Raw genomic sequence first — 23,060 nt, forward strand, 5'->3', positions numbered from 1 at the left:
CGTCCCAGGCCAGGAACTCGCCGCACTGGACACAGAACTGGGCGTCCGACGAATTCGCCCGTCCGCAGTCGGGACACGTCCTCATGCCGGATCGATCTCCAACGTGAAGCCCACGTGCGCCGGGATCTCGGCGGCGATGAGCCGTTCCAGGCGCCCGCGGTCGACGGACGCCGGGTCGGGGACCCGCAGTTCGATCCGGACCCAGGGCCGGGACTCGCCGGGCAGCGACTCGTCCGGCGCGGTGGACCACTTGGTCCCGCCCGTCTCGCTCAACTCCGGTACGGCTCCGGTCTCCAGATGAATCGCTTCGGCCAACGTCCGAGCGGTGCCCCGGCGTTGGTGGCGGGAGACGGCGTCAGCGACCATGGCCCGGCGCTGCGCCACGGGCCGGTCCGCGTCCGCCTCGACCGCGACCCAGCCGGCCACCCAGGCGAGGAAGTCCTCGGGGGCGGTCCGCGGGTCGAGGTGTGCCGGGAGGTTGTCGAGGGTGAGCAGCACCGGCGCGAGGAGTTCGTCCAATCCCGCCAGGAAGCCCTCGACGAACTCCTGGCCCAGGTACATCCCCGGGAGCCGGTACAGCAGCGGGTGCGCGGTGGGCAGCCCGTCGACGGTGCCGCGCATCAGGACCCCCTGACCCTGAGTTGGTGGCCGAACGAGAACACCAGCGCGTGCGGGCTGAGTTCGATGCGCGTCACGGCCTCGGCCCGGCGCTCGCCGGTGACCGGGTCGGCGGCGTACAGGCGTACGTCCTGCACCAGGTCGATCCCCGGCACGTTCTGGAGCACCGCGTACACCTCGCCCGCCTGCACCGGCCGCCCGAACGGCCAGCCGTCGCCGGCCGGTCCGCCGGTCAGCGGGTTGAAGTAGCGGTACAGCGCGGCCAACGCCTCCGCGCGCATCCGGTCCCCGGCCGCCCCGGGCGTGGACTGCACCGTCGCCACCACCGTCACGCCCTGGTAGAACGGCGGTTGCACGACCAGCCGGGCGCCGATCGGACGCCGCTCCTCCAGGTGCGCGGCGATCTGACGCAGCGTCGGCTCGGGCGGCACGAGATCCTCGAACCGCAGCCGTCCGGCCCCGTCGTCCGGTGCCGCCGGGATCACCAACAGCCTTACGCCGCCCGCCTGGGCCGCGTTGTCCCCGGCCGGAACGCAGTTCACCCGCGCGATGTCCGGCGCGGCCTCGCGGGCCAGTTCCTCGTAGTCGTGCGGAACGACCGCGCGGTGCAGGGTGCGCAGCGTCATCGGCCCGCGCACCTTCGCGTTCTCGATCGTCTCGCCGTCCACGCCGCCCAGCGCGGGCCGCCGGTTGGCCACGCGCGTCACGAAGGGGATGGACGTACGCATCACCCGCAGCGCCCCGGCCGCCACGTTGCCGCGTCGCCCGCCGCCGGTGCGGTAGCCGCGCACCCGGATCGGACTGCCCTTCGGCGGCACCGCCCCGTGGTGCCGGATCCGCCCGTCCGCCTGCCGCACCGCGGGCCCGAACTCGACGCGGCCGTTTCCCGGGGTGAGCGTGAAGTGCCGGTCGGCGGGTCCCGAATGGGCGAAGTCGTCGACCCGCTGCCAGGCCGCCCAGCCCGACCCGTCGCCCACGTCCACCACGAAAGGCTCGTCCCCCGGGACCACCGGCGGACGAGCGACCTCGAAGAACTGCCCGGGCACGCCCTCGGAGAGGCCGAGGACCTCGTCCTCGACCACCTCGGCGTGCACCGCGTCGACGGAGCCGCCGATGGTGAACGCGACCAACTCGCGCACGGTCGGCGAAGCGGTGTACTCGGGCTGGCCGGGCACCGCCTCGACCAGGCGGCAGCGCAACCAGCCCGCGGCGGTGCGCGCAACCGACGAGACCGCGTGTGCCGACGGCAGGTGCAGGATGACCTCGCCGGGCCGGTTGAAGCCGCCGGTGCCGTCCGCCTCGACCTCGCACTCCGCCCACGCGGCGCCGTCCCAGGCCTCCCAGACGAACGGCGGCCGCCGCGGGTCCACGCCGACGCCCTCGACACGGCAGTCCAGACGCAGCGCGACCACGCACGACGGCACGGCCGACGAGAGGCCGACGTACAGCGCGTCACCGGGTGCGGGCGAGGCGCCGAAACACGGCACGTCGCGGGCCAGCGCAAGCTCGTCGGTACGGTCCACCTCGTTGCCCGCCGCCGTCCGCGTCGCCAGGTGCGCGAGCGAGCACGGCACCACGGCGAGGTCGTCGACGGTGGTGAACACCACCGCCTCGTCGGTCTCGGTGCGTACGGTCGCCACCTCGGCACCGGCCCGCACGCGCACGGTCTCCGGCTGCGGCGCGGAGAGCCGGAACGTCACCGGGGTGCGCGCGGCGGTCGGCGGATGCAGGCGTACGCCTATCAGATCCAGGAACGCCAGGTAGTTCTTGTCCGGAACACGGTTGAGCCGGTACACGAGTTCGTCGACCATGCCGGCGAACGCCTCGATGAGGGTGACCCCGGGGTCGGACACGTTGTGGTCGGTCCAGTCCGGGCAGCGGCGCTGCACGAGCCGCTTGGCGTCGTCGACGAGCCCTTGGAAGCGGCGGTCGTCCAGGTTCGGCGTGGGCAGGTTCACAAGCCCTCCTCGTGCTGCGGGATCACGTAGAAGGGGAAGACCAGGTTGCGCGGGTCGTTCGTGCCGCGGATCGAGTAGCGGATGTCGATGTAGAGGACGCCCTCGTCCACCGCGTCGAACCGCACCGACACCTCGGCGACGTCGATACGCGGCTCCCAGCGTTCGAGCGACAGGCGTACCTCGTAGGCGAGTTGCCCGGCGGTCCCGACGTCGGCCGGGGCGAACACGTAGTCGTGCACGGCGCAGCCGAACTCCGGGCGCATCGGCCGCTCCCCGGGGGCGGTGCCGAGGATCAGTCGGATCGACTCCTCGATCTCGCGCTCGCCGCGCACCAGCGCGATGCGCCCGGTGGCGTCGGTGTGCGGGGGGAACGCCCAGCCCGCACCGATGAATTGGCTTCCCACGTGTCACCCGCCGATCTGCACGGACGGACACCCGGACACGATCGGCGCGCCGCAGCCCGCACGGTCGCCGACCCGCGCGGCCGGGCGGCCACCGACGAGCACCGTGGCGCAGCCGGGCGGCACGATCGTGGACGGCGGGTGCATCGCCGAACACGAGTGCCCGGTACCGACGGTGGCGGCGGGACGTCCGCCGATCTGGACCGAGTCCACGCCGGACGGGCCGATCACGCCCGGGTGTCCGGTGGGGTCTCCGACGCGGGCGGCGGGTGGCATTTTCTCAACCCTTTCGTGAGGCGGGGACTTCGTGGCTTCCAGGGGAATTCGTGGCTTCCGGGGACTTCGTGGTTTGCGGGGGAGTTCGTGGGCTCGTGGGGCTGCCCGGTTCGTGAGGTGGCTGCGCCGGGCTGGGGCTCCTCGGTCAATTGATCTTCACGAGGCGGGCGTTGATCGTGCAGGTCGCGCCGCCGCTGATGGCGGTGCGGTCGGTGCCCTTGAGGGCGAGTTGCCCGCCCTGCACATCGAGCGATCCGGAAGTCGTCATCGCCAGGCGGCCGTTGCCTCCGTTCAGTTCGAGCCCCGACGCGGCGGTCAGCTTCACCGAGGAGCCCACGAGTTCGATCGCGCCCTTGCCGCCGTCGAGCTTGAGGCCGTCGCCCGCGCCGATGGTGACCTGCCGTTCCGCCCTGATCTCCACGGCGCCGTCGCTGTGCACGGTGATGGTCGTCCCCTTGCGGTCCAGGTCGATCTTGAGCTTGCCGTCGCCGGTGACCACCGAAACGCCCTGTGGGCCGTTCGCGGCGTCCAGCAGATCGATGCGGTTCCCGCTCGGCGAGCCGAACGAACGCCGGTTCACCGCACCGCTGGTGCCGTCCACCGCGGCGTCGCCCGAGGGCGTGCCGGGGACCGAGCCGCCGGGAACCGCACCGGCCGCGCCGGGTGATCCCGGTGCACCGGCCGAGCCGGGCGGCGAGGGCGCCCCGGAAACCCCGGCCACGGAACCGGACGCTCTCGGCGAACCCGGCGCCGAACCGCCGCCGCTCTTCCCGTTCTTCAGCGCGCCCAGCACGTACGGCCGCTCCAGATGCCCCTGTTCGAACCCGACGAGCACCTCGTCGCCGACCTCCGGGTGGAACATCGCGGCCTCGCCGCCCGCGGACTGCGCCGTCCGGGCCCAGTTGCTCGCGTAGTCGGCGGACAGCCAGGGGAACTGCACCTTGACCCGGCTGAGCCCCGCCGGGTCCTGGGTGTCCGTCACCAGGCCGACCACCAGCCCCGGTACGCGGTCCGGCGGCGCGGCCTTCGCGGAACCGCCGCCCGCCAGGCCGAAGATGGAGCGCTCCTGGCGTCCGGACACCGAGATCCACGTCTCGTAGCCGCGCACCGGGTCGAAGACGTGCCGCGAGGACGTGACGGTGTAGCGGCCCTCCCACGGCTTGCCCACCCCGGCCAGCGTGACCGCGCCGCCCGCGCGGATCTCCGGGTTACCGCGTACCACGGCCTCCAGTTCGGCGAACGACCCGGCGATGCGTTCGGCGAGGGCCTTGGCCGCCTGGTCGACCTGCGCCTGCTCGACGTACACCGTGTCGGTGACGACGTAGTCGGCGGTGCCGAAGGGCTGGGCGACCTCCGCCGCGTCGATCCCCAGGTCGAGCGTCGCGGCCTTGCCCGCCTCGGCGCGGCCGACCAGCGGCTGCTGCGCCTTGGCGTCCCAGCCGCGCACCTCGACGGACGTCACCTGCTCCGCCGCGCTGACCGAGGCCCGGCACCGCACCAGGTTGTCACCCAGTTCCAGGACCAGGGGGTTCTGGCGGGCGCGTACCGCGGCGTCCGGGGCCTTGTCGGGCGCCGTCGGACGGGTGACGTTGAGCTTGCCGTCGACGACGTACGCCTCCGCGCCCGCCTCGTTCGCCAGCGTGCTCAGGAACTCCCAGTCGGTGACGTTGGCCTGCGCCGCGTGCTCAAGCACCGGTCCCGGCACGTCGATGGTGCCCGCGGCGAGGCCCGCGCGGGTGGCCACGCGCGTGCAGATGTCCGCGACCGTCATGTTCTGATAGCCGACCACGCGGCGCCCGCGGAACAGCCGGTGGGACTTGTCGAGTCCACGGACCACGGTGAACGTCCCGCTGCCGTCGACCTCCAGTTCGAGCGCGGTGACCTCGCCGACCAGCAGCGGCTTGGGTCCGCCCTGGCCGCCGGACTGGGCCAGCAGCTTGACCTCGGTGCCGATGCGGATCCCGGCCTTGTCGAGCAGCACGTGGGACGGGTCGCGGAAGCGCAGCACGAAGAGGTCGGGCAGCGTACGGCTGTCGTCGACGTACCCCTCGACCAGGCTGTTCGCCAGGTCGGGCGGCAGCGGACTCCCCGCGACCTCGACCACGAGGGATTTCGCGACGCTCTCACCGGGCACCGGCTCACCACCTCCGCGCGAGGTCGTGGCCGTGGTCGCGGTCGCCGTCGGCCGGCTTGAGGTGGTCGGGGTCGGGCAGCATGATCTCGCGCCCCGCGACCAGCCGCATCGGGTCGTCCATGCCGTTGAGTTCGGCGATCGCGCGCCATGCGGCGGGGTCGCCGTACTCCGCGTACGCGATCGCCTGGAGCGTGTCGCCGGACCGCAGCCGGTGCACGCGCTGCGCGGCCAAAGCGCCCGACGTCGGGTTCTGGCCCGGCGTTTCGCCGCTGATCTCCTCCAACGAGACCTGGCAGATCGCGCGGATCGGCACACCCGAGGTCGAGAACAGCGTGTACTTGGCCTGGACTTGGGCCACGTACGCGGGAAACCCGGTCAGGCCGCCCCAGTGGAACACCACCCAGGGCGGCGACGCCTTCTTCTGCTGCCGCGTCTCGCCGGTCGGCACGCAGCAGGCGAACAACTGCTCAACTGCCTCGACCACGCTGGTGTCCTGCGTGTCGCTGGCGTCGAAGAACACTTCCATCTTGAGCTTGCTGGGCTGCGGACCCTGGTATTCGGGCGGTCCGGCGCTCTTGGCGCCTTTGGCGGGCGTACGCTTCCACGCCGCGGCCTTGGTGAGCGTCAGTTCCTTCGGGTTGAACTGGAAGTCCACCCGGCCGCAGGGGGGTCCGGGGGTGAGGCCGCCGCCGGTCGGCGGAGTGCGCAGTTCGAGGAACGCGTGCTCCAGCTTGGGACGCGCGCCACCCGTACCGGAACCGGTCGCGGGGCCGGTGCCCGCGGCGCTGAAGGCGATCGGCGACGTCACGGTTCAGCCCCCCATCACGTAGCCGTGGTGCACGATTTCGATGGTCTCGATGGCGACCTTCGGCGACTCCGGATTGAAGGTCGGGCCGGTCCACTTGACCGGGATGACCTCCAACAGCCCCCAGCGGGCGACCGTTCGGCCGTCGCCGGTGCGGGCCTCGATGTGCGCGGTCCGGCGCTTGAACCCGGTCGTCATGCTGGCGAACCACCGCGCGACCTTTTCGGTCTCCCGGGTGAGCGGACGCGACAGCTTGACCTTGGAGTACTTCAGCCGGGTGGGCAACTGCCAGACGTGGCCGTTGTTCCCGCCCTCCTCGCGCTGTTCGAGCACGACCTCGCACCCGAGCCCTTCGCAGGTGTTGAACGACCCCAGTTCGATTCCGTCGATCGTGACGACGAAGCAGACGCTGACCGCGGGATCATCGGTGACGGACATGGCGTCCCTCTCTGGGCTTGCGAGGTCTGGGCTTCTCGGGTTTCGGTTTGCGGGGGCTGGACTTGCGGGGGCTGGACCTGCGGGGTCTGAGCTTGTGGGGCCGGGGCTTGTGGGGCCGGGGCTTGCGGTGGCTCGGCTTGGGTGGTTCCGGCTGGTGTGGCTCCGGCTCTCGGGTGGTCAGGGACGGTCAGTGTCTGGTGTCGATCAGGAATCCGGCGCGTTCGCGCTCCAGGCGGAGGTCGGCGCGCAGCATGCGGCTCAGCGGCGGGTAGAGGGCGCGGACCAACTCGTCCGTGACGACCGGAGGTTTGCCGTCCCCGGGCGGTCCGGTGCCGGATTCGGAACCGCGGGTGCCGTCGGGGCTGTCGTCCTGGTTCCCCGGTGCCGCGCCCGAGTCGCCCGGTGTTCCCGGCCCTTCGGGCGGGGACCCGGCCGGCGGCTGCGTGTTGCCGGAGCCGGATGGGTCGTCGGCATCGAACACCACTGGTACCTCCGGCGGTTCGGGATCGACGCCGACCTCGCCTTCCTCCTCGCGCTGCACCGACAGGTGGTCGAACACCACCGACCCGTCGGCCGCTCGGCGCCCGACGCCTGCGGCGATGGCGGCGTCTCCGGCGTGCGTGAAGCCCCCGGGGGATGGGGCGGTTCCGAGCGAGCGCTGCACGGTGGTGAAGGCAGGCGGTGTGGGTGCGACGGCTGCGCCGGCCGCCGGTGGCCAACTGGCCTGAGGTGTACTTGCCTTGCCCTGCCCCGAGGCCGAACGCTGAACCTGTGGCGCCTTGTTCGCCTGGGCCGTCTCCCAGCGCACCGGGACCACGGCAGGGGCGTCCTGGCGCGCCGAACTGCCGTTGCCGGTCATGTTGGTCCCACCCCCCGTCGATGCCGAGGGGATCTCCAGCCCCGAGTACAGCGGCACGCTGCGCTGGGCGACCAACGGCGCCACGGGGAGCGGGGATACGGGCGGAAGCATCGGCGGCGGCAGTGACACCGCCATCGACCGCGTCACGTCGGAGGACGGGCGCGTACCGGACGCGGAGTCCGACGCGTCAGGGCGTCCGGGCATGGATACGGCTCGCTGAACGTCGGCCGTGTCCGTGCTCGGTGGATCCACTGCGGACTCTCCGCCGGTAGAGGCCACCGAAACCGGGCTGTCGCCCAGCAGCGGTGCGACCGGCAGCGGTTCGGACGGCTGCACCGGCTCGCTGCCACCGGCGTGCGCGACGTCGGGCGTCCCCGCGTCCGTGGGGGTGGATGCGGGGACGGGCAAGGGAGCGTCGGGACCGCTCCGGGCGGCGGCTGAGCGCTGTGCGGTGGGCGGGAGCTCGGAGAGTGGTTCGCCGAAGCCGAGCGGCATGCGGCCTACATGCTGCCCCGGGCGGAACGTCATCGAGGCACTGTCGACGTTCGGGTGCGAATCCGTGGCGCCGCCGCGCCGGGTCCGCTGCACCGGCATGGCCGGGGGTATGGAGGTGGACGGTTCCTCCGGGCTCACGGCCGGGGCCGCGTCGCCGCCGGGGTCGGCCGCCGGCTCAGAAGCGTTCTCCTGGACCGGGAGTGCGGTCTGCACCGACGGCGGCGGGGGAGGGGCGTCCCCTCCACCGCGCGGCGCCGGGTCGAATCCGCCGTCCGGAGCGGGCGCGTACGGCACCTCCTGCGCCGGTCCGGCGTCCAGGTGCGTCGACTCGATCATCGTGCTCGGCGTCGCGCGTTGCAGGGGGACCGTCGTGACGGTCGGGGCGTCCGAAGTCGCGGGCGGTGCCGGGAAGGCGATATTGCGCTGCACCGATGACGACGGGTCGGACGGCGAAGAGGTCGAAGCGGTATCGGGGTTCGGGACCCGATCGGCGGCCGAGATGATGCCGTGTCCCAGACCCGACGGCGCCTCGGGATCCACCAGATGTCCGAGCGGTGTGCCCAGTGCGGTGTCCTGACGCGTCGTCAAGGACCCCTGGAACCCGGTTGGATCGATGGTCACGGCGGGTGTTTCGAGGGTGCGTTGCAGCGGGGGCAGGCGTGTCCAGGCGGGCGTCTCGCGGACCGGAGGCGTGGTCTCGACGGGCGCGGCGGCCGATCCGCCCGCATCGGTCGCTGATCCGCCCGCGTCGGCTGCCGACCCGCCCGCGTCGGCCGCGGACTGCCCGCGTTCGCGCCACCACGACAGCAGTCCCATACGCACCTCCCCGACGTCCGGCTCACCTTCGACTTCCGTCGCCACACCCCGACAGGGGCTCCGCTACTGCGAGTTCAACCGAGCGACCTGGGCGACGTACGTGAGCCGGTCGGCGTGTTCGAGGTCCAGCAGGTCGTCCAACGACCAGTGGAAGTGGTAGGCGAGGTACGCGACCTCCTCGTGGATCCGGTCGGGCGCGTACGTCACGATTCCCCCAGGCGACCACCGGCGAGGTCCACCACGAAGCCCTCCTGGCAGGACGGGCAGGTGACCGCGGCCCGGGTGTGGCCCTCCGCGTTGACGCGCCGGTAGAAGTCCTGGAGGAACGCGAGGTCCGAGGCGAACAGGTCCTCGACGATCCCCGGGTGCACCTCGTCGATCGTGCCGAGCCGGGTCAGCACCCGCGAGATCAGCACCACCGACAGGTACGCCGGGTTCTCCCGCACCCGGTCGTCCCGCAGCGGCACCAGCTCGTCCCGCGCGGTGGCCAGCCGCATCGTGCCGGTGCGGTGCACGACGCCGCGGTCGTCGACGTACCCGCGCGGCAGCTCGAAGTCGAACTCGGTGCGCAGGGACCGGGGTTGGCCGCCCGGAGCGGCAGAGGGGGGTGCGCCGGCCACCGCGTGCGCGTCCGGCTCCGCCTCGGCGTCGGGGCGAGCGGCGGCGCTGATGGTGCGCCGCACTACTCGACCTCCATGCTCTCGTACGTGATCACCAGCTTCTCGGTGATGACCGAGGTGTCGCCCGCCTTCAACGTGCTGATCTCCAGCGACTTCGGCCAGGCGTTGATCAGCTTGTAGCGCTTGATCGGGAGACCCTCGTAGTCGAACACGATGATGGTGCCGTTGCGGCGGGCGCCGTTCATGCGGCCGAACCGCGAGTCCCGGACCCAGCGTTCGAAGCTGGTGTCCTCGGTGAGGCCGCGGCTGACGGTGACTTCGCCGGCCTTGGGGCGGCCGGGAAGCTTCTTGATCGCGTACTTGCCGTCCACCGTGTTCTGCTTGAGCTCGATGACGTCCTGCTCCATCTTCAGGCCGCTCACCTCGGTGATCTGCCGGATGAGGACGCTGTCGAACTCCAGGCCGAACGCGTGGCCCACAGAGCTGTCGAGATCGGGAAGAGGCATCCTGCTCGTCTCCTTCGCTTATCGTGTCCGGGCCGGCCCGTCCGGGGCTACTCGTCGATTCCGCCGGTGCCGCCGGACAGTTGGGCGAGCCGGAAGACCACGAACTCGGCGGGCTTCACCGGGGCGACCCCGATCTCGCAGACGACCTGCCCGGCGTCGATGCTCTCCGGCGGGTTCGTCTCGCGGTCGCACTTGACGTAGAACGCCTCGTCCGGGGTGAGCCCGAACAGCGCGCCCTTGCGCCACTCGTTGACCAGGAACGCGGAGATCGTGCGCCGGACGCGGGCCCACAGCGCGTCGTCGTTCGGCTCGAACACCACCCACTGCGTGCCGTTGAGGATCGACTCCTCCAGGTAGTTGAAGAGCCTGCGCACGTTCAGGTAGCGCCATGCGGCGTCGCCGGAGAGGGTGCGCGCGCCCCACACGCGGATGCCGCGGCCCGGGAACGCCCGGATGCAGTTGACCCCGATCGGGTTGAGCAGGTCGTGCTCGCCCTTGGTCAGCCCGGTGGCGAGGGCGACGGCGCCACGCACCACCTCGTTCGCGGGCGCCTTGTGCACACCGCGGGTGGTGTCGTTGCGTGCCCAGACGCCCGCCATGTGGCCGCTGGGCGGGACGGTGACGTTGCGTCCGGTCGAGGGGTCGAGGACCTTGATCCACGGGTAGTACAGCGCCGCGTACTTCGAGTCGAAGCCGCCGATGTCCGTGCGCCAGCCCTTGAGTTGCTGCGGGCTCAGCGCGGGCGGCGGGTCGAGGATCGCGATGCGGTCGCCCATCAACTCGCAGTGTGTGACGAGACCTTGCTGTACGGCGGTGACCGTCTCCAGGTCGATCGCGCCGCTCTCGTACGCGCTCATCAGGTCCGGGGCGGCCACCATGGTGACCTCGTCGACCGCCTCCAGACCGCCGAAGCCGGTGCGGCGGTCGGCGTCCCCGATGTAGTCCTCGGCCGACAGCGGCGCGAGTTCGCCGGAGCCGGGCGGCGGCGCGAGGGCGACGGTCTGCGCGGCGGGCCGCTGCACCCCGGAGCCGCGCGGGTCGTCCAGCGCGATCACCTGTGACCGGGCGTTGACCTGGGTGGCGACGTTGTCCTTGCCCTTGCGCGCGGTAACGGCCGGATACGTTTCGACGACCTCGCCGTCCCTGCGCACCACGAGCCGGAAGGCGTCCTGCGGCGGGCTCTCGCCCTCGGCGTCGCCCACCTCGACGGTGACGGCCCCGGTCACCCCGGGCAACGCCCGCACGCGGTACGCGCCGAGTTGCGCCTGCGCGGCCGACTCGGGGGAGGCGTCCCCGGAACCCGCGCCGCCGGCCGGGGTCTTGCCGTCGGTGACGGACTGCGCGCCTATTCGGATGACGTAGCAGATGCCGCCGCCGTTGGCGAAGAACCCGTACACCGCGGACGCGAGGTACGTCCCCTCGACGAAGTCGCCGAAGGCGGCGGTGAATTGGCTCCAGTTGGTGACCAGCACCGGTTCGTTGACCGGGCCGCGCTCCGCGAAGCCGATGAACGCCGCGACCGAGGTGCCCACGCCCTCGATAGGCCGCGAGCCGGACTCCATCTCCTCGATGTACACGCCCGGTGACAGATACGACGGCATGTGCTGTCTTCCCTCCCTGCCTTCCCGCTGCCCCCACCGAGGCCATGGCCGAGTTGGATTGTCACCGGCGGGCGGCCGCCCGGGGAACGTCGTGGCGACCGCCCGCCCGGACACCGTGATCTGCCCGAACAGGCAGGCCGCGCCGGGAACCGGAGCAGTCGGGCAGGCCGCCGCGCGGGTCGTGTGGGAGGCGCGGGCAGCGAAGAGTGCCCGTACGTGTGCCCATGCGGTCTGGCCGCTCCGGGCCGCCGCCTTGCAGCGTGGAGCCATGTGCGCCGGCGATGAGCGGGTACGTGCGTGAAGGCACCGCACGAGGACCGGGGGACGCCCGCCCGGGACGGACACCCGCCTGCCGCCTCCCGCCCCGAACCCGCCGGCGACACGGCCGCCGAGCCGGTCCGCGCGGCCCCGCGCCTGGACCGGCGCAGCGTACAGCGCCTGGCGTCCGGCGGCGCGGGGAACAGGGCGGTGGCGGGCCTGGTCGCGCAGAGGTACGCGTCGGTCGTCAAGCCGCCGCCCGCGCGCGCCCCCGGCTTCGCCAAGACACAGAAGCAAGTTGCCGCCAAGAAGCGCCATGTCGAGACGCACCGCCCGGCGGCGACAGAGTCCAAGTCGTCCCAGGACGCGGCGGTCGCTCCGCCGGACGACAAGGAGGCACAGGGCAAGGCGGCCCAGGCCGAGAAGATGAACGCGGCCAAGCCCGGGGAGTTCGACAAGGCGGCGTTCGTCAAGGCCGTCAACGAGGCGATTGCCAAGCAGGCCCCGAAGAACCTCGACGAGGCCGACAAGTTCTCCGACTCCGACAAGGCCGACAAGGTCAAGGGCGAGGTCGACGGCCAGGTCGGCCAGGGCAAGGAGCAGTCCGCCAAGGACATCGAGACCACCACCAAGGCCGCGCCGGACACGTCCAAGGCCAAGGAGAAGAAGGTCACCCCGATGGCGCCGGACCAGGCGCCGGCCAATCCCGGGGCGCCGGACCCAGCGGGAGCCGTCCCGGACAAGCAGCCCGCGGAGGTCACCGACTTCTCCGAGGAGAAGAAGGCCACCGACCAGGAGATGGCCGACGCGGAGGTCACCGAGGACCAGCTCAAGAAGGGCAACGAACCGCAGTTCGACGACGCCGTCGCGGCGAAGAAGGAGGGCGAGAAGCACTCCTCGAAGGCGCCCGGTCAGGCGCGTACCGCCGAGGAGAAGGAACGCGACGCCGCAAAGGAAGGCGCCGCGGTGGCGGGCACGCAGGCCATGGAGAAGCTGACCGCGACCCGGCAGCAGGCCGGAAAGGCGGTCGACGGCGGCAAGGGCGAGACCAAGTCGAAGGACGAGCAGCAGCGCGCCCAGGTCACCGCGAAACTCCAGAAGGTCTTCGACGCCGCGAAGAAGGATGTCGAATCCACCCTTTCCGGCCTCGACAAGCTCGTCGACGACAAGTTCACCGCGGGCGAGAAGGAGGCCCGCGACGCGTTCACCGCCGATCACAAGAAGCGGATGAAGGCGTACAAGGACAAGCGCTATTCGGGCTTCACCGGCAAGCTCAAATGGGCCAAGGACAAACTCCTCGGCATGCCGGCCGAGGCCAACGAAATCTTCACGGAGTCACGCAAGCTCTACGTCTCCAAGATGCAGGGCGTCATCTCCGACGTCGCGGACGTCATCGGCGTCGAACTCGGCAAGGCCAAGGACCGCATCGCCCAGGGGCGTCAGGAGCTGAAGGCCGAGGTCGACAAACTCCCGGCCGACCTCAAGAAGTTCGGCGAGGAGGCCGCCAAGGACTTCGCCGGGAAGTTCGACGACCTCGAAACCCAGGTGGACGAGAAGTCCCAGCAGCTCGTCACCGACCTCGCCCAGAAGTACACCGACGCGCTGAACAAGATCGACGAGGAGATCAAGAAGCTCCAGGAGGAGAACAAGGGGCTCTGGGACAAGGTCAAGGACGCCGTCGTCGGCGCCATCAAGACCATCCTCGAACTCAAGGACATGCTCCTCGGCGTCCTCGCCAAGGCCGCGAGCGCGGTCATGAAGATCATCAAGGACCCGATCGGCTTCCTCAAGAACCTCGTCTCCGCGGTCGGCGACGGCCTCAAGCAGTTCATGCAGAACATCGGGAGCCACCTCAAGAAGGGCCTCGTCTCCTGGCTCCTCGGCGTCTCCGCCAGCGCGGGCATCGAGATCCCCGCCAAGTTCGACCTGAAGGGCATCATCCAGCTCATCGCCTCCCTCCTCGGCCTCACCTGGGAGAACCTCAAATCCCGCATCATGCGCAAGGGCGTCCCCGACGAGGCGATGAGCGCGGTGGAGACCTCCGTTCCGGTGGCCGCGGCGCTGGCCAAGGAGGGCCCGGCCGGCGCGGTGGACGAAATAGCCGCCGACGTAGGCGACCTCAAAGCCACCCTTCTGGAGAAGATCTCCTCCTTCCTGATCCCCACCGTCCTGATCGCCGGAATCACCTGGGTCATATCCCTCTTCAACCCGGCCTCCGCCTTCATCAAGGCCGTGAAGGCGATCATCGACATCGTCACCTTCATCGTGACCCAGGGCGCCCAGATCATCGAGTTCGTCAACACCGTCCTGGACGCCGTAATAGCCATAGCCGACGGCGCCGGCGGCGGCGTCCCCGGCCTGGTCGAGAACGCCCTGGCCAAGAGCATCCCCGTCCTCATCGGCGTCCTGGCCGCCCTCCTGGGCGTAGGCGGCCTCGCCAACAAGGTGAAAAGCGCCGTCCAGTCCCTGTCGAAGCCGGTGAACCGCGCCATCGACAAGGTAATCGACAAAATAGCCGCCGCCGGCAAGAAGATCTGGAACAAGATGAAGTCCAAGCTCAAGGGCAAGGACAAGAACAGGAAGGACCGGAAGGAAAAGGGCAAGGACAGGAGGGGCCGCGACAAGAACAACAAGGACGAGGACCAGGGCCAGAGGAAGGACCGTCAGAAGGACAAAAACCGGAAAAACGACGAAAAGAAGGCCAAGGACCTCAAGAAGGTGGCCGATCGCGCGGCACGGGAAGCTCGCGCAAAACTTGCCCAGGGCGTGTCCAAGGATCAGGTCGAACCCGTTCTGCGCCGGGTAAAGGACAAGTGGGCGCCGAAAGGCCTCAAGAGTCTGGAGATCGTCGGCGGCCACGACGGATTTGCGGTCCAGGCCAAGGTCAACCCTGAGAGCAAGAGCAAAGAGGACCTGAATTTCGTTGTCGGCGACCGGGCGGTCGAGGCCCCGAAACCCTGGGATCCGAAGGAGCTGAAGAGCTGGAAGGACAAGTCCAAGGATACGGACACGGATGAGGAGAAGGAGGAGAAGAAAAAGGAGTACATCAGGCCGGTCACGTGGTCGCGGGGCTACCTGACCTACTTTACGGACGCCGAAACCGACGACAGATTCACACGGAAGATGAGCAGCGGCGAAAAACGGAAGACGGTTCTCAAGAACACCGGCACCTTTGAAGAGGCGCATGCGGAAGAACATGTAATCACTATCTTCAGCAAGGATTGGGAGAAGTATGCGAAGAAGACGGAAACGGCCGTAAAGGTTGAGGTGCACGTCTCGAAAACACCGTGCACAAACTGTGCCGACTACATCGCGCAGTACTATGACCTGCTCAAAGAATCGGCTGTCGATGTGGAGTTCATTGTGGTTGCCCAGCAGGTCTACCAGGGGCAGCACAACTATCCCAAGGAGATCGAGGACCGCCACCCGAGGACGTTCAAGGTGTCGGAGATCGTTGATGCGTTGGAGGTGACGACCAAGGGCGAGAAGGACCGGCACTCCGGGTATACACAGGCCGATTCGGACAGCCTGCCGAATGACGGTGAGTGGAAGCGGGTCACCACCAGGCGCGAGGCCGGGATGGTGGGTCTTACGATCCTGCGGGACAAGGGAATCGAGGTACGCGGGTTCGAATACGACAAGCCCGGCGGGGATTTCACACATCCGGATATGGTGGACATCAACAAGCAGGACGAGGACTTCAAGCAGGAGATGCGCGACCGATCGGATGCGGTCGATGAGGCGGTGAACGACGCCAACGCTTGGCTCAAGTCGGTCAAGGTGACGTAGTCCGTGCCCCCGGGCGGTGCGGACAACGCAATGGACAACAGAGAAGTGCGGAAAGGGCAGGTGCACCATGGTCACCACCGAAGATCTCAAGCAGACCTTCGGCACCACGCGTATCCGGATCGCCGACCCTTCAGCGGTGCCGGCTCGGGTGGTTTCGGAGAGTGCTCGGCGTGTCATGACGGAAATCGGCCTGCCTCCGGGAATTTTGAACACGGTTTTGATCAATTCCGAGGTGGTTTCATTCCCGTGGCTCTCGGATATTCTGGAGCGCTCCGGGAAGGAGGTTCCCGAGCACTATGAAAACCTTGTCAGGTTGGGTTCGTTCGGTGCCGGGAGCGCGTGTTTCGATGCTGTTGGCGGTGAGGTGAAGCTGGCGATCCTTGCGCGGCCGCAGGTAATTCCGCCGGTCATCAACTCAGATCTCTATAAATTCGTAGAATTCTTGTACGAGATCGAACTCGAACGCCGCCGATTCGAGCGGGACGGGGATATGGAGGCCCACCTGCGGATCGCAGCCGAGCGCCTCCGCGAGCTGGACCCGCCGGTGATGGGGGAACTCTCCCCATGGCCCACGATCCTGGAGCTTGTCATGGATCCCGACGCGGACTGACCCAGCGGACTATGCGCAAGCCATCGTGATCGCCGCTGGGCGCAGGTCGGAAGTCGAGAGTGCGACGCGGGCCAGGGTGACGAGGTAGGAGGTTTTGAAGCGCCGGGAACCGCCATATCTCTGGCTGCTCTTGGACCAGGAGGTCTTGGAGAACGTCGTCGGCGGTCGGGAGGTGATGGCCGGGCAGCTCGCCTACCTGCTCGAACTCGCGGGAACGGAGCGTGTCTGCGTTCGCGTCGTCCCCAGGTCCGCGGGCTGGTACCCAGGCCATGACGGCCACTTCCAGGTGCTGACGATCAGTGGGCGGGACGTCGCGTACGCCGTGGCCCAGGTTGCCGGTCGCTTGATCGAGGCCGGTGACGAATCCGGTGTTCTGGACCTCCGGTTCGACGAGATCGGGGCGGTGGCACTGTCCCGGATGGATTCCAAAGCCTTGATCGAGCAGACGATGAGGAGCTACGAGTGACTGAATGGCGTAAGAGCCCCTACAGCGGCGGACTCAATGACGACGCGTGCGTGGAACTCGCTGATCTAGGGGGTCGGATCGGGGTTCGGGACTCCAAGGATCCTGGCCGGGGGCGTCTGGAGCTTGAGGCCCGGGCGTTTGTGGGGCTGTTGGAGGGACTGAGGGATCAGTCAGCCAACAGGTCGATGTAGGGGCCGAATTCGTGAGGGAGGGTCAGGCGGCCCAGCTTCTGGTACTCCCTCTGGATGGCGTGGATCAGGTGGGGCATGGTGACCGGGGTGTTGGCCGCGGCAGCCAGGTAGGCCGCCGTGACGGCGATGGCGCGGATGTTGCCTCCGGCCAACTCGAACGACTTGGCGCAGAAGTCCAGGTCGAGGTCGGTGGCTCGGGGGAGCACGGGCCCTAGGCAGCGGTCCCACAGGTCGCGGCGGCCGTCCTCGTCCGGGACGGGGAAGTCGACCACGAGGTCAAGGCGGCGCGTGAAGGCGTCGTCCAGGTTGGCGCGCAGGTTCGTGGCGAGGATCGCCAGGCCGTCGAACGACTCCATGCGCTGGAGGAGATACGCGCTTTCCACGTTCGCGTATCGGTCGTGGGCATCCTTGACCTCTGAGCGCTTGCCGAAGATGGCGTCGGCTTCGTCGAACAGCAGGACGCCGTTGACGCCTGCGGCTTCGGAGAAGATGCGTTCGAGGTTCTTCTCGGTCTCGCCTACGTACTTGTCGATGACCGTCGCCAGGTCGACCGTGTAGAGGTCCAGGCCCAGATCGGCCGCGATGACCTCGGCGGACATGGTTTTTCCCGTCCCTGAGTCCCCGGCGAAGAGGGCGGCGACGCCCCTGCCCCGGCCACCGCCGGGGCGCATGCTCCAGTCCCCCAACACGCGGTCGCGGTGTCGGGCGCGCGCGGAGAGTTCGTGGAGCTGGTCCTTCGTACCGCGTGGCAGGACGAGGTCGTCCCAGGTCACCTCGGGGGAGATACGCCGCGCGAGGCGGTCCAGGCCGGCGGCGTTTTGGGCGCGGGCGCCTTGGCGTACGTGGTCGAGGGTGAGAACTCCGCCGTCGACGAGTGACTGCTGCGCCGCCGCCCGGGCGCCCGCTGCGACCTGAGCGGGTGTCAGGAGGAAGGGCGCCAGGGCTTGTTCGATGTCGAGGGTCGGCGGGGCGGGAGATGGATAGGCGCTGTGCCACAGGGCGGCCCGGCCGGTGGGGGGTACGCGGGGTGCCGAGAGGAGCAGCGGCGGGCGGGCCGACCACGTGGCATCCCACGGGACTCGGCCGATCAGTGCGACAGGTACGTCCGGAGCGTCCGTCAAGTGCCGCAGTACCGTGGCGTGTTCGCGGGTGAGTGCGTCGACGGGCGCGCAGACGAGGCCCGCGTGGGTGAGCCGGGCTTCCCGTACGGCCGCGTGGATGGCCCCGCGGTGGTCCGGATCGCGGGCGAGGGCGTCCAGGTCGAGGCACAGGGCACCGAAACCTGCCGCGGTGAGCGACTGGATGGCGAGCGCGGCACCCGCGCTGCCCTGGTCCTCGCGGAGGTACGCCAGCGTCGCACCGGACGCGAACCCGCGTGCCAGCGGCGCCGGGTCGCCGACCTCACCCGGTCCCGCCCAGTCGGCCAGCAGGCCGATCAGGCGCGGGTCGGGGGCATCGTCGCCCAGCAGGTGCGAGGCCACCCGGTCCGGGACCCGCAACGCCCGGGTGAGGAAGGGGCGTTCCGGATCCTCGACGGTGAGGAGGTGGCAATGCCGCAGTGGAGCAGGGGCGTTAAGACGCGCCCGCGCGGTGGCGTCCGCCGCGGAGATGCCGCACAGCGTCAGCGCCAGGCCGATGGACGGGCGTCGCCGGGTCACGTCGTCGTTGAGGTACCCGTAGAACGACTCGAAGCGCTCGTCCAGATCCGGCAGCAGGCTGATGAGCAGGATCTCGACGTCGAGCGGCGTGAGCGCGAAGTCGCGGACGAGCCGCCGCAGCCGGGAGTCCGAGGCGCACTCCTCGATGGCGGCCAGGCGTTCGGCGTCCGCGGCGTACGGCACCGCGGGCGTCCGCCGCGCGTCGAGCAGCCGCCGGACCGCCTCGTCCGTCAAGTACAGGCCGCGGAACGCGTCGTCCGGATCCGGGTCGTCGGCCTGGCGCCGCTCCACCTCGCGCCGCACGTGCGCCTCGATCAGGACGATGCGGGCGAGGAGATGGTGGAGCCCGGTATCGGAATCGATACCGGGTTCACCAGCGAAGTCATCAACGTCGGGCGGAAGTTCGGAGCCGGCGAACTGCTCGAAGTCCGCGTCGTTCATGCGCCCCCGTCCCTCGGCCCGGAACGCCGCGTCATCGCCCGCCGTGCGAGTTCGCGGTCCGGTCGTCCGTAGACCGGCTTTTCGGCAGATCGAGCCGCAAGTGCCGGGTCCGGCCGCGGCGGCGGCTCGAAGCCGTCGAGGTGCAGTTGCAGCCCGTCCTCGGTGGGCGGTCCGGCCGCGTAGCGCGGCGACGCGGTGAACGGCACGCTCACCACCACGTCCAGCGACGGCTTCAGTTCGCCGCCCAGCGCACTCCACACGTCCGCAAACGACCGGTCCTCCGGCGGCGGCAGAGCCGTCGACAGGGGGACGGGCACCCCGAGTTCCCCCAGCTCCCCGCCCAACCGCTCCGACGGAAGTGCCTCGTACCGCAGCAGGCAGACCAACAGCTCCGACAACAACCGGTGTTCGTCCTCCGGCCGCTTCGTCCACGCGGTCAGCAGGTACGACAGCTTGAAGTAGCGAGGGGGACGTCGCCGCGCGATCACCACACCCGCGTCGTCGTATTCGTTGTAGAGACCGCGCTCGCGCCGTCGCAGGTCCTCCCGGATGTCGTACAGATACAGGTTCACCGTCGGCGCGTTGACCTTCGCCGCCCAGTCGCGGGTCGGCGCCTCGAACACGACCGTCACCGAAGTGCGGTCCAGTGCCTCGGCGCGCAGCAGTGCCCGCAGAACGTCATCGACCTCGTGGATCATGGGCCCGCCACCAAAGAGCCGCCCAGCTCCGGCGGTTGCTCGTTGCGCGGAACCACCAGGACCGGCACCCGAGCCGGAGGCGCGCCGCCCGGCCGACCCACCAGCAACTGCCGTGGCCCCACCCGGTCCTTCGGCAGGATCAACACCTGCGCGTCGAAGGACCCGGCGGTGGGCACCACCGTCGGCTGCGCGTTCGCCGTGATGCCGACGTCCCAGCCGAAGGACAGCACCGTGCCGGGCGGGAAGTCGACGCCGCGCACCTGCACGACCTGGCCGACCGCCGCCACCGCGGGCGAGACCGTCAGCACCGGCTGGAGAACGGTGATGAGCGTCGTCGCCGTGTTGTTCGCGGTACGCGGGTCCGGCAGCGCGGACGCCACCCCCGCGCGCAGCGTCCCTTCCCGCACCGGCCCCGTGTAGACCAGCTCCTGGACGACCTCCAGCCGGCCGCCCGGCGCGAGCGAGCACGGGTTGCGGCTCGTGCACGCCGACTGCGCGCGTACATCCCGCTGCCCCGGCGCGGTCACCGGCGGCGGGCCGCCCGACACCACGATCCCGGTCGCGGTGTCCGGCCCGGCATTGGTCACGGTGTAGCGCGCGGTGACCGGAGTACCGGTGTAGCCCGGTACCGGCGCGGCCGTCACGGTGACCGCGACGTCGGCCGAAGGCGGGGGCGGCGGCGCGGGCGGCGGGGGCAACTGCGTGACGGTGAACGTCGCGCTGTCGCTGCCGGTGTTGCCGGACGAGTCCGTCGCCGTGCACACCACCGTCGTCGTGCCGACCGGGAACACCGTGCCGGACGGAGGGGCGCAGACCACCGGAAGCGCCCCGCCGACCGAGTCGACTGCCGTGGCCACGTAGTCGATTCGCGCGCCGGGCTGGTCGAACGGCGCACGCGCGTTGCGGTCGTCCACGGTCACGACAGGTGCCGTCACGTCCCGCACCGGGATCGTGATCGTCTGCCGCAGCCGTTCGTCGCCGTCGTCGCCGGGACCGACCACGCGCTGGTCGGGGGTCTCGGCCCCGAGGATGAACTGCACCCGGCACGTGAGCGTGGCGCCCTGCGGAGCGTCGCCGGAGACCGTGACGGTTTCCTTGAACAGCGCGTCCTCGCCGCTGGTCACGGTGCGCGTCGGCGGGGCCATCGAAACGGACACCGAGGGCGGGCAGTCGACCAGGCGATACCCCACGGTGGTCGGCAGGTTCGCCAGACCGTCCGCGATCGTGTCGGCCACCTTGTCGGGGTCGATGCCCTGGAACAGCCGCCCGTTGGTGGCGTTGACCAACTTGGTGGCCTGGTTCGGCTCGTGCAGTTCGCCTTCCTCGTCTCCCTCGGCCGGGTAGCCCTTGCCGTTGTCGCCGTTGCCGTTCAGGCCGTCGCCGATCGAGGTGGCCACATCGACCGCGATGACCCTGATGCCGCGCTCCTTGGCGGCCCGGGTGGCGTCGGCCAATGTGTGGCCCTTGCTGGGGTCATGGCTGGACGCGTCCCCGACGATCACGATGATCGGGCTCGACCCGGGGCGGAACTGCGTGCCGCCGCCCGCTCCCTGGGAGATCTGCCAGACCGCGTTGATCCAGTCCTCCGCCGGGCCCTTGCTGTACTCGCCGAGCGCCGAGTCGAGTTTCCCGACACCTTCGCGGACCTTGTCCAGGTCGTACGTCAGCGGCTGGAGCAACTGGAACACGCGCTCGCCGTCCACGGCCTGGTCCCCGTACGTCGCGACCGCGAACCGCGAATCCGGCTGGCCCTCCCGGACTCTGCCGGTGATCGTGTCGATGTCCTTGCGCACGTCTTCGATCGACGGCTCCATGCTCCCGGTGCCGTCGACCAGCAGGACGACGTCGGGACGCGGCGGAATGACGGGGGTCCGCACCTTCTTGTCCACGACCGTCGAACTCCCGGGCGCCAGCGGCAGGTTCACCTCGCCGGGCACGACGGACGGAGCGGGCGGGTCCGGGGGTACCGGCCCGCCGGTCCCGGTCGGCGAGGGCGAACCGGACGTCGGCGAACCGCTCGTGGGGACGCCGCTCGTCGGCGACCCGGTGGTCGGCCCGCCGGTCGTGGACGTCCCCGTCGGCGTGCCGGGCGTGTTGGTGCCGGGCGTACCCGTGCCGCTGGTCGGACTCCCGGTCGTCGGCAGCCCGGTGGTCGGTGTTCCGCCGGTCGGCGAGCCACCGGGCGTGGTCGGCCCGGACGTCCCCGGCGCCGGAACCCCGTGCGGGGCGCCGATCCCGAGCGTCAGCGTGACGCCCACCGCGGTGCCGCCGACGGCGACCAGCGCCATCACGACGACCGCCGCCACCTCGCTGCGGAACCGCTGCGTGGCGAACGTCGCGTACGCGAACGGCCCGCCGGACCACGGCCGGTGCCGCGGCATTCCGGGCAGCCGCGATTGCGGGCGGGGCCTCCGAAGCCACCGAACCAGACCCAGCCGCCGCACAGTGCCCCCTCCGCGCTCGGTGTGCAACCACAACAGCCTCGCCGCGCCACCGGGCCGACGCCCAGCGGCCCCGGACAGCACCGAGGGAACGCCGCCCTGCCCCAACGGGCAACTCCGCGGCTCTGGTGCCGTGGTCGGGAAAGGTTCACCAATGCCCGGCGAACCTCCCCGGCCGCAGCACTAGATCAGCCCCTGCCGCAGCGCATACGCCACAGCGTGCGCGCGGTTGCGCAGGTGGAGCCGCGAAATGACGCCGTGCAGAACGTTCTTGATGGTGCGTTCGGAGTACGACAGCTTCGTCGCGATGTCGGCCGTCTCGTACCCCTCCGCGATCAGCCGCAACACCTCGATCTCCCGCTCGGCCAGCCCGTTCACGTTGAGCCCGAGCGGCCCGAGCACTTGCCCCTGGAGGCGTCCGACCTGCTCAAGGAGACGTCCGAGCAGGTCCGCCGGGACGCTGCCCTCGCCGCGCGCGACCGCGCGGATCACGTTGGTCAGTCGCTCCGGGGTCGCGTCCGTGCGCCGGACGATCCCCGCGACCCCGCACTCCGCCGCGCTGACGAGGTGCTGGTCCTCCAGGTGCGACGCCACCAACACCACGCGGGCGGATGTCGTGCGCTTGACGTTGCGCAGTTCGCGCAGCGCGTTGTCGTCGACGCAGTCCACGACCACCACGATCACCACGGCGGATTCGTTCTCGTGCTCCTCCTCCTTGTGCAGGGCGAGTTCCGGCCTGGTCCGGACCTGGCTGGCGAGACCCGCCTCCAACACCGGATCCTGAGCCCGCAATCCCACCGTGATGCGCTCCACAGCGTCCTCCCGTCGATCTCGTACTCCCCGTCGGACCCGGCCCTTTCGGGCAGCGTCTGCCGCCCCGGAGAGCGGACTCGCGCCACCGGATTCCGGACTCGCAGTATGCCCAGACGTGTTCCACGGGCGGTCAACAAACACTCAACGGTGGAGGGCCCAACGGGCATC

Annotated in this window: 20 protein-coding genes; 4 read left to right on the forward strand and 16 right to left on the reverse strand. The window is 70.2% G+C overall.

Going from position 1 to position 23,060, the window contains the following annotated elements; genetic code table 11:
* Positions 1-81: 81 nt before the first annotated feature.
* The 12 genes from ACRX5S_RS09245 to ACRX5S_RS09300 form a co-directional block, all read right to left on the reverse strand.
* Complete coding sequence (locus tag ACRX5S_RS09245) at positions 82-621, reverse strand: phage tail protein (protein WP_436772328.1); 540 nt, start codon at positions 619-621, stop codon at positions 82-84.
* Positions 621-2,576, reverse strand: a complete 1,956-nt coding sequence (locus tag ACRX5S_RS09250) for a putative baseplate assembly protein (protein WP_436772329.1) — start codon at positions 2,574-2,576, stop codon at positions 621-623. Before ACRX5S_RS09250 ends, ACRX5S_RS09245 begins: the two co-directional genes overlap by 1 nt.
* Complete coding sequence (locus tag ACRX5S_RS09255) at positions 2,573-2,980, reverse strand: GPW/gp25 family protein (RefSeq protein WP_436772330.1); 408 nt, start codon at positions 2,978-2,980, stop codon at positions 2,573-2,575. The genes ACRX5S_RS09250 and ACRX5S_RS09255 overlap by 4 nt, the downstream gene beginning before the upstream one ends.
* A gap of 3 nt (positions 2,981-2,983) precedes the next feature.
* Positions 2,984-3,253, reverse strand: coding sequence for a PAAR domain-containing protein (locus ACRX5S_RS09260; protein ID WP_436772331.1), 270 nt, complete (start codon positions 3,251-3,253; stop codon positions 2,984-2,986).
* A gap of 145 nt (positions 3,254-3,398) precedes the next feature.
* A complete protein-coding gene (locus ACRX5S_RS09265) occupies positions 3,399-5,387 on the reverse strand; it encodes a VgrG-related protein (protein ID WP_436772332.1) in 1,989 nt (662 codons plus the stop codon).
* Positions 5,388-5,391: 4 nt separating this feature from the next.
* Positions 5,392-6,195 (reverse strand): CIS tube protein, encoded by an 804-nt coding sequence (locus tag ACRX5S_RS09270; RefSeq protein WP_436772333.1) that lies wholly within the window; start codon positions 6,193-6,195, stop codon positions 5,392-5,394.
* A gap of 3 nt (positions 6,196-6,198) precedes the next feature.
* Positions 6,199-6,630 carry a phage tail protein gene (locus tag ACRX5S_RS09275; protein ID WP_436772334.1) on the reverse strand — a complete coding sequence of 144 codons (432 nt, stop codon included), beginning with the start codon at positions 6,628-6,630 and terminating at the stop codon, positions 6,199-6,201.
* A gap of 187 nt (positions 6,631-6,817) precedes the next feature.
* The gene (locus tag ACRX5S_RS09280) at positions 6,818-8,800 is read right to left on the reverse strand and encodes a hypothetical protein (RefSeq protein ID WP_436772335.1); all 1,983 of its coding nucleotides are present in this window, start codon (positions 8,798-8,800) and stop codon (positions 6,818-6,820) included.
* A 63-nt stretch (positions 8,801-8,863) separates the two neighbouring features.
* Positions 8,864-9,007, reverse strand: a complete 144-nt coding sequence (locus ACRX5S_RS09285) for a DUF6760 family protein (RefSeq protein WP_436772336.1) — start codon at positions 9,005-9,007, stop codon at positions 8,864-8,866.
* A complete protein-coding gene (locus ACRX5S_RS09290; RefSeq protein ID WP_436772337.1) occupies positions 9,004-9,483 on the reverse strand; it encodes a hypothetical protein in 480 nt (159 codons plus the stop codon). The genes ACRX5S_RS09285 and ACRX5S_RS09290 overlap by 4 nt, the downstream gene beginning before the upstream one ends.
* Positions 9,483-9,926: a phage tail protein gene (locus ACRX5S_RS09295; RefSeq protein WP_436772338.1), complete on the reverse strand. Its 444-nt coding sequence runs from the start codon at positions 9,924-9,926 to the stop codon at positions 9,483-9,485. The genes ACRX5S_RS09290 and ACRX5S_RS09295 overlap by 1 nt, the downstream gene beginning before the upstream one ends.
* Positions 9,927-9,973: 47 nt before the next feature.
* Positions 9,974-11,527 carry a phage tail sheath family protein gene (locus ACRX5S_RS09300; protein WP_436772339.1) on the reverse strand — a complete coding sequence of 518 codons (1,554 nt, stop codon included), beginning with the start codon at positions 11,525-11,527 and terminating at the stop codon, positions 9,974-9,976.
* Positions 11,528-11,824: 297 nt separating this feature from the next.
* Here ACRX5S_RS09300 and ACRX5S_RS09305 point away from each other — a divergent pair, with 297 nt between their 5' ends.
* The 4 genes from ACRX5S_RS09305 (at position 11,825) to ACRX5S_RS09320 (ending at position 16,841) form a co-directional block, all read left to right on the forward strand.
* The gene (locus tag ACRX5S_RS09305) at positions 11,825-15,574 is read left to right on the forward strand and encodes a hypothetical protein (protein ID WP_436772340.1); all 3,750 of its coding nucleotides are present in this window, start codon (positions 11,825-11,827) and stop codon (positions 15,572-15,574) included.
* 67 nt (positions 15,575-15,641) lie between these two features.
* A complete protein-coding gene (locus tag ACRX5S_RS09310; protein WP_436772341.1) occupies positions 15,642-16,184 on the forward strand; it encodes an SUKH-4 family immunity protein in 543 nt (180 codons plus the stop codon).
* Between the two features lie 94 nt (positions 16,185-16,278).
* Positions 16,279-16,650, forward strand: a complete 372-nt coding sequence (locus tag ACRX5S_RS09315) for a Scr1 family TA system antitoxin-like transcriptional regulator (protein ID WP_436772342.1) — start codon at positions 16,279-16,281, stop codon at positions 16,648-16,650.
* Positions 16,647-16,841 (forward strand): DUF397 domain-containing protein, encoded by a 195-nt coding sequence (locus ACRX5S_RS09320; protein ID WP_436772343.1) that lies wholly within the window; start codon positions 16,647-16,649, stop codon positions 16,839-16,841. The genes ACRX5S_RS09315 and ACRX5S_RS09320 overlap by 4 nt, the downstream gene beginning before the upstream one ends.
* Here ACRX5S_RS09320 and ACRX5S_RS09325 read toward each other — a convergent pair.
* From ACRX5S_RS09325 to ACRX5S_RS09340, 4 genes are all read right to left on the reverse strand, one after another.
* Positions 16,817-18,940 (reverse strand): ATP-binding protein, encoded by a 2,124-nt coding sequence (locus ACRX5S_RS09325; protein ID WP_436772344.1) that lies wholly within the window; start codon positions 18,938-18,940, stop codon positions 16,817-16,819. The genes ACRX5S_RS09320 and ACRX5S_RS09325 overlap by 25 nt on opposite strands.
* Positions 18,937-19,638, reverse strand: coding sequence for a DUF4255 domain-containing protein (locus tag ACRX5S_RS09330; RefSeq protein WP_436772345.1), 702 nt, complete (start codon positions 19,636-19,638; stop codon positions 18,937-18,939). The genes ACRX5S_RS09325 and ACRX5S_RS09330 overlap by 4 nt, the downstream gene beginning before the upstream one ends.
* Complete coding sequence (locus ACRX5S_RS09335; RefSeq protein WP_436772346.1) at positions 19,635-22,019, reverse strand: VWA domain-containing protein; 2,385 nt, start codon at positions 22,017-22,019, stop codon at positions 19,635-19,637. The genes ACRX5S_RS09330 and ACRX5S_RS09335 overlap by 4 nt, the downstream gene beginning before the upstream one ends.
* Before the next feature lie 243 nt (positions 22,020-22,262).
* Entirely contained in the window at positions 22,263-22,892 is a 630-nt protein-coding gene (locus ACRX5S_RS09340) for a response regulator transcription factor (protein ID WP_436772347.1), read from the reverse strand.
* Positions 22,893-23,060: the final 168 nt, after the last annotated feature.

The organism is Yinghuangia sp. YIM S09857 (assembly GCF_051388915.1).
Classification (GTDB): Bacteria; Actinomycetota; Actinomycetes; order Streptomycetales; family Streptomycetaceae; genus Yinghuangia.

What these genes read in the sequence shown, in the direction of transcription:
- ACRX5S_RS09245 (WP_436772328.1), bottom strand. Translation starts at nt 621, where the DNA reads ATGCGCGGCACCGTCGACGGGCTGCCCACCGCGCACCCGCTGCTGTAC.
- ACRX5S_RS09260 (WP_436772331.1), bottom strand. Translation starts at nt 3,253, where the DNA reads ATGCCACCCGCCGCCCGCGTCGGAGACCCCACCGGACACCCGGGCGTG.
- ACRX5S_RS09275 (WP_436772334.1), bottom strand. Translation starts at nt 6,630, where the DNA reads ATGTCCGTCACCGATGATCCCGCGGTCAGCGTCTGCTTCGTCGTCACG.
- ACRX5S_RS09280 (WP_436772335.1), bottom strand. Translation starts at nt 8,800, where the DNA reads ATGGGACTGCTGTCGTGGTGGCGCGAACGCGGGCAGTCCGCGGCCGAC.
- ACRX5S_RS09295 (WP_436772338.1), bottom strand. Translation starts at nt 9,926, where the DNA reads ATGCCTCTTCCCGATCTCGACAGCTCTGTGGGCCACGCGTTCGGCCTG.
- ACRX5S_RS09300 (WP_436772339.1), bottom strand. Translation starts at nt 11,527, where the DNA reads ATGCCGTCGTATCTGTCACCGGGCGTGTACATCGAGGAGATGGAGTCC.
- ACRX5S_RS09310 (WP_436772341.1), top strand. Translation starts at nt 15,642, where the DNA reads ATGGTCACCACCGAAGATCTCAAGCAGACCTTCGGCACCACGCGTATC.
- ACRX5S_RS09325 (WP_436772344.1), bottom strand. Translation starts at nt 18,940, where the DNA reads ATGAACGACGCGGACTTCGAGCAGTTCGCCGGCTCCGAACTTCCGCCC.
- ACRX5S_RS09330 (WP_436772345.1), bottom strand. Translation starts at nt 19,638, where the DNA reads ATGATCCACGAGGTCGATGACGTTCTGCGGGCACTGCTGCGCGCCGAG.
- ACRX5S_RS09335 (WP_436772346.1), bottom strand. Translation starts at nt 22,019, where the DNA reads ATGCCGCGGCACCGGCCGTGGTCCGGCGGGCCGTTCGCGTACGCGACG.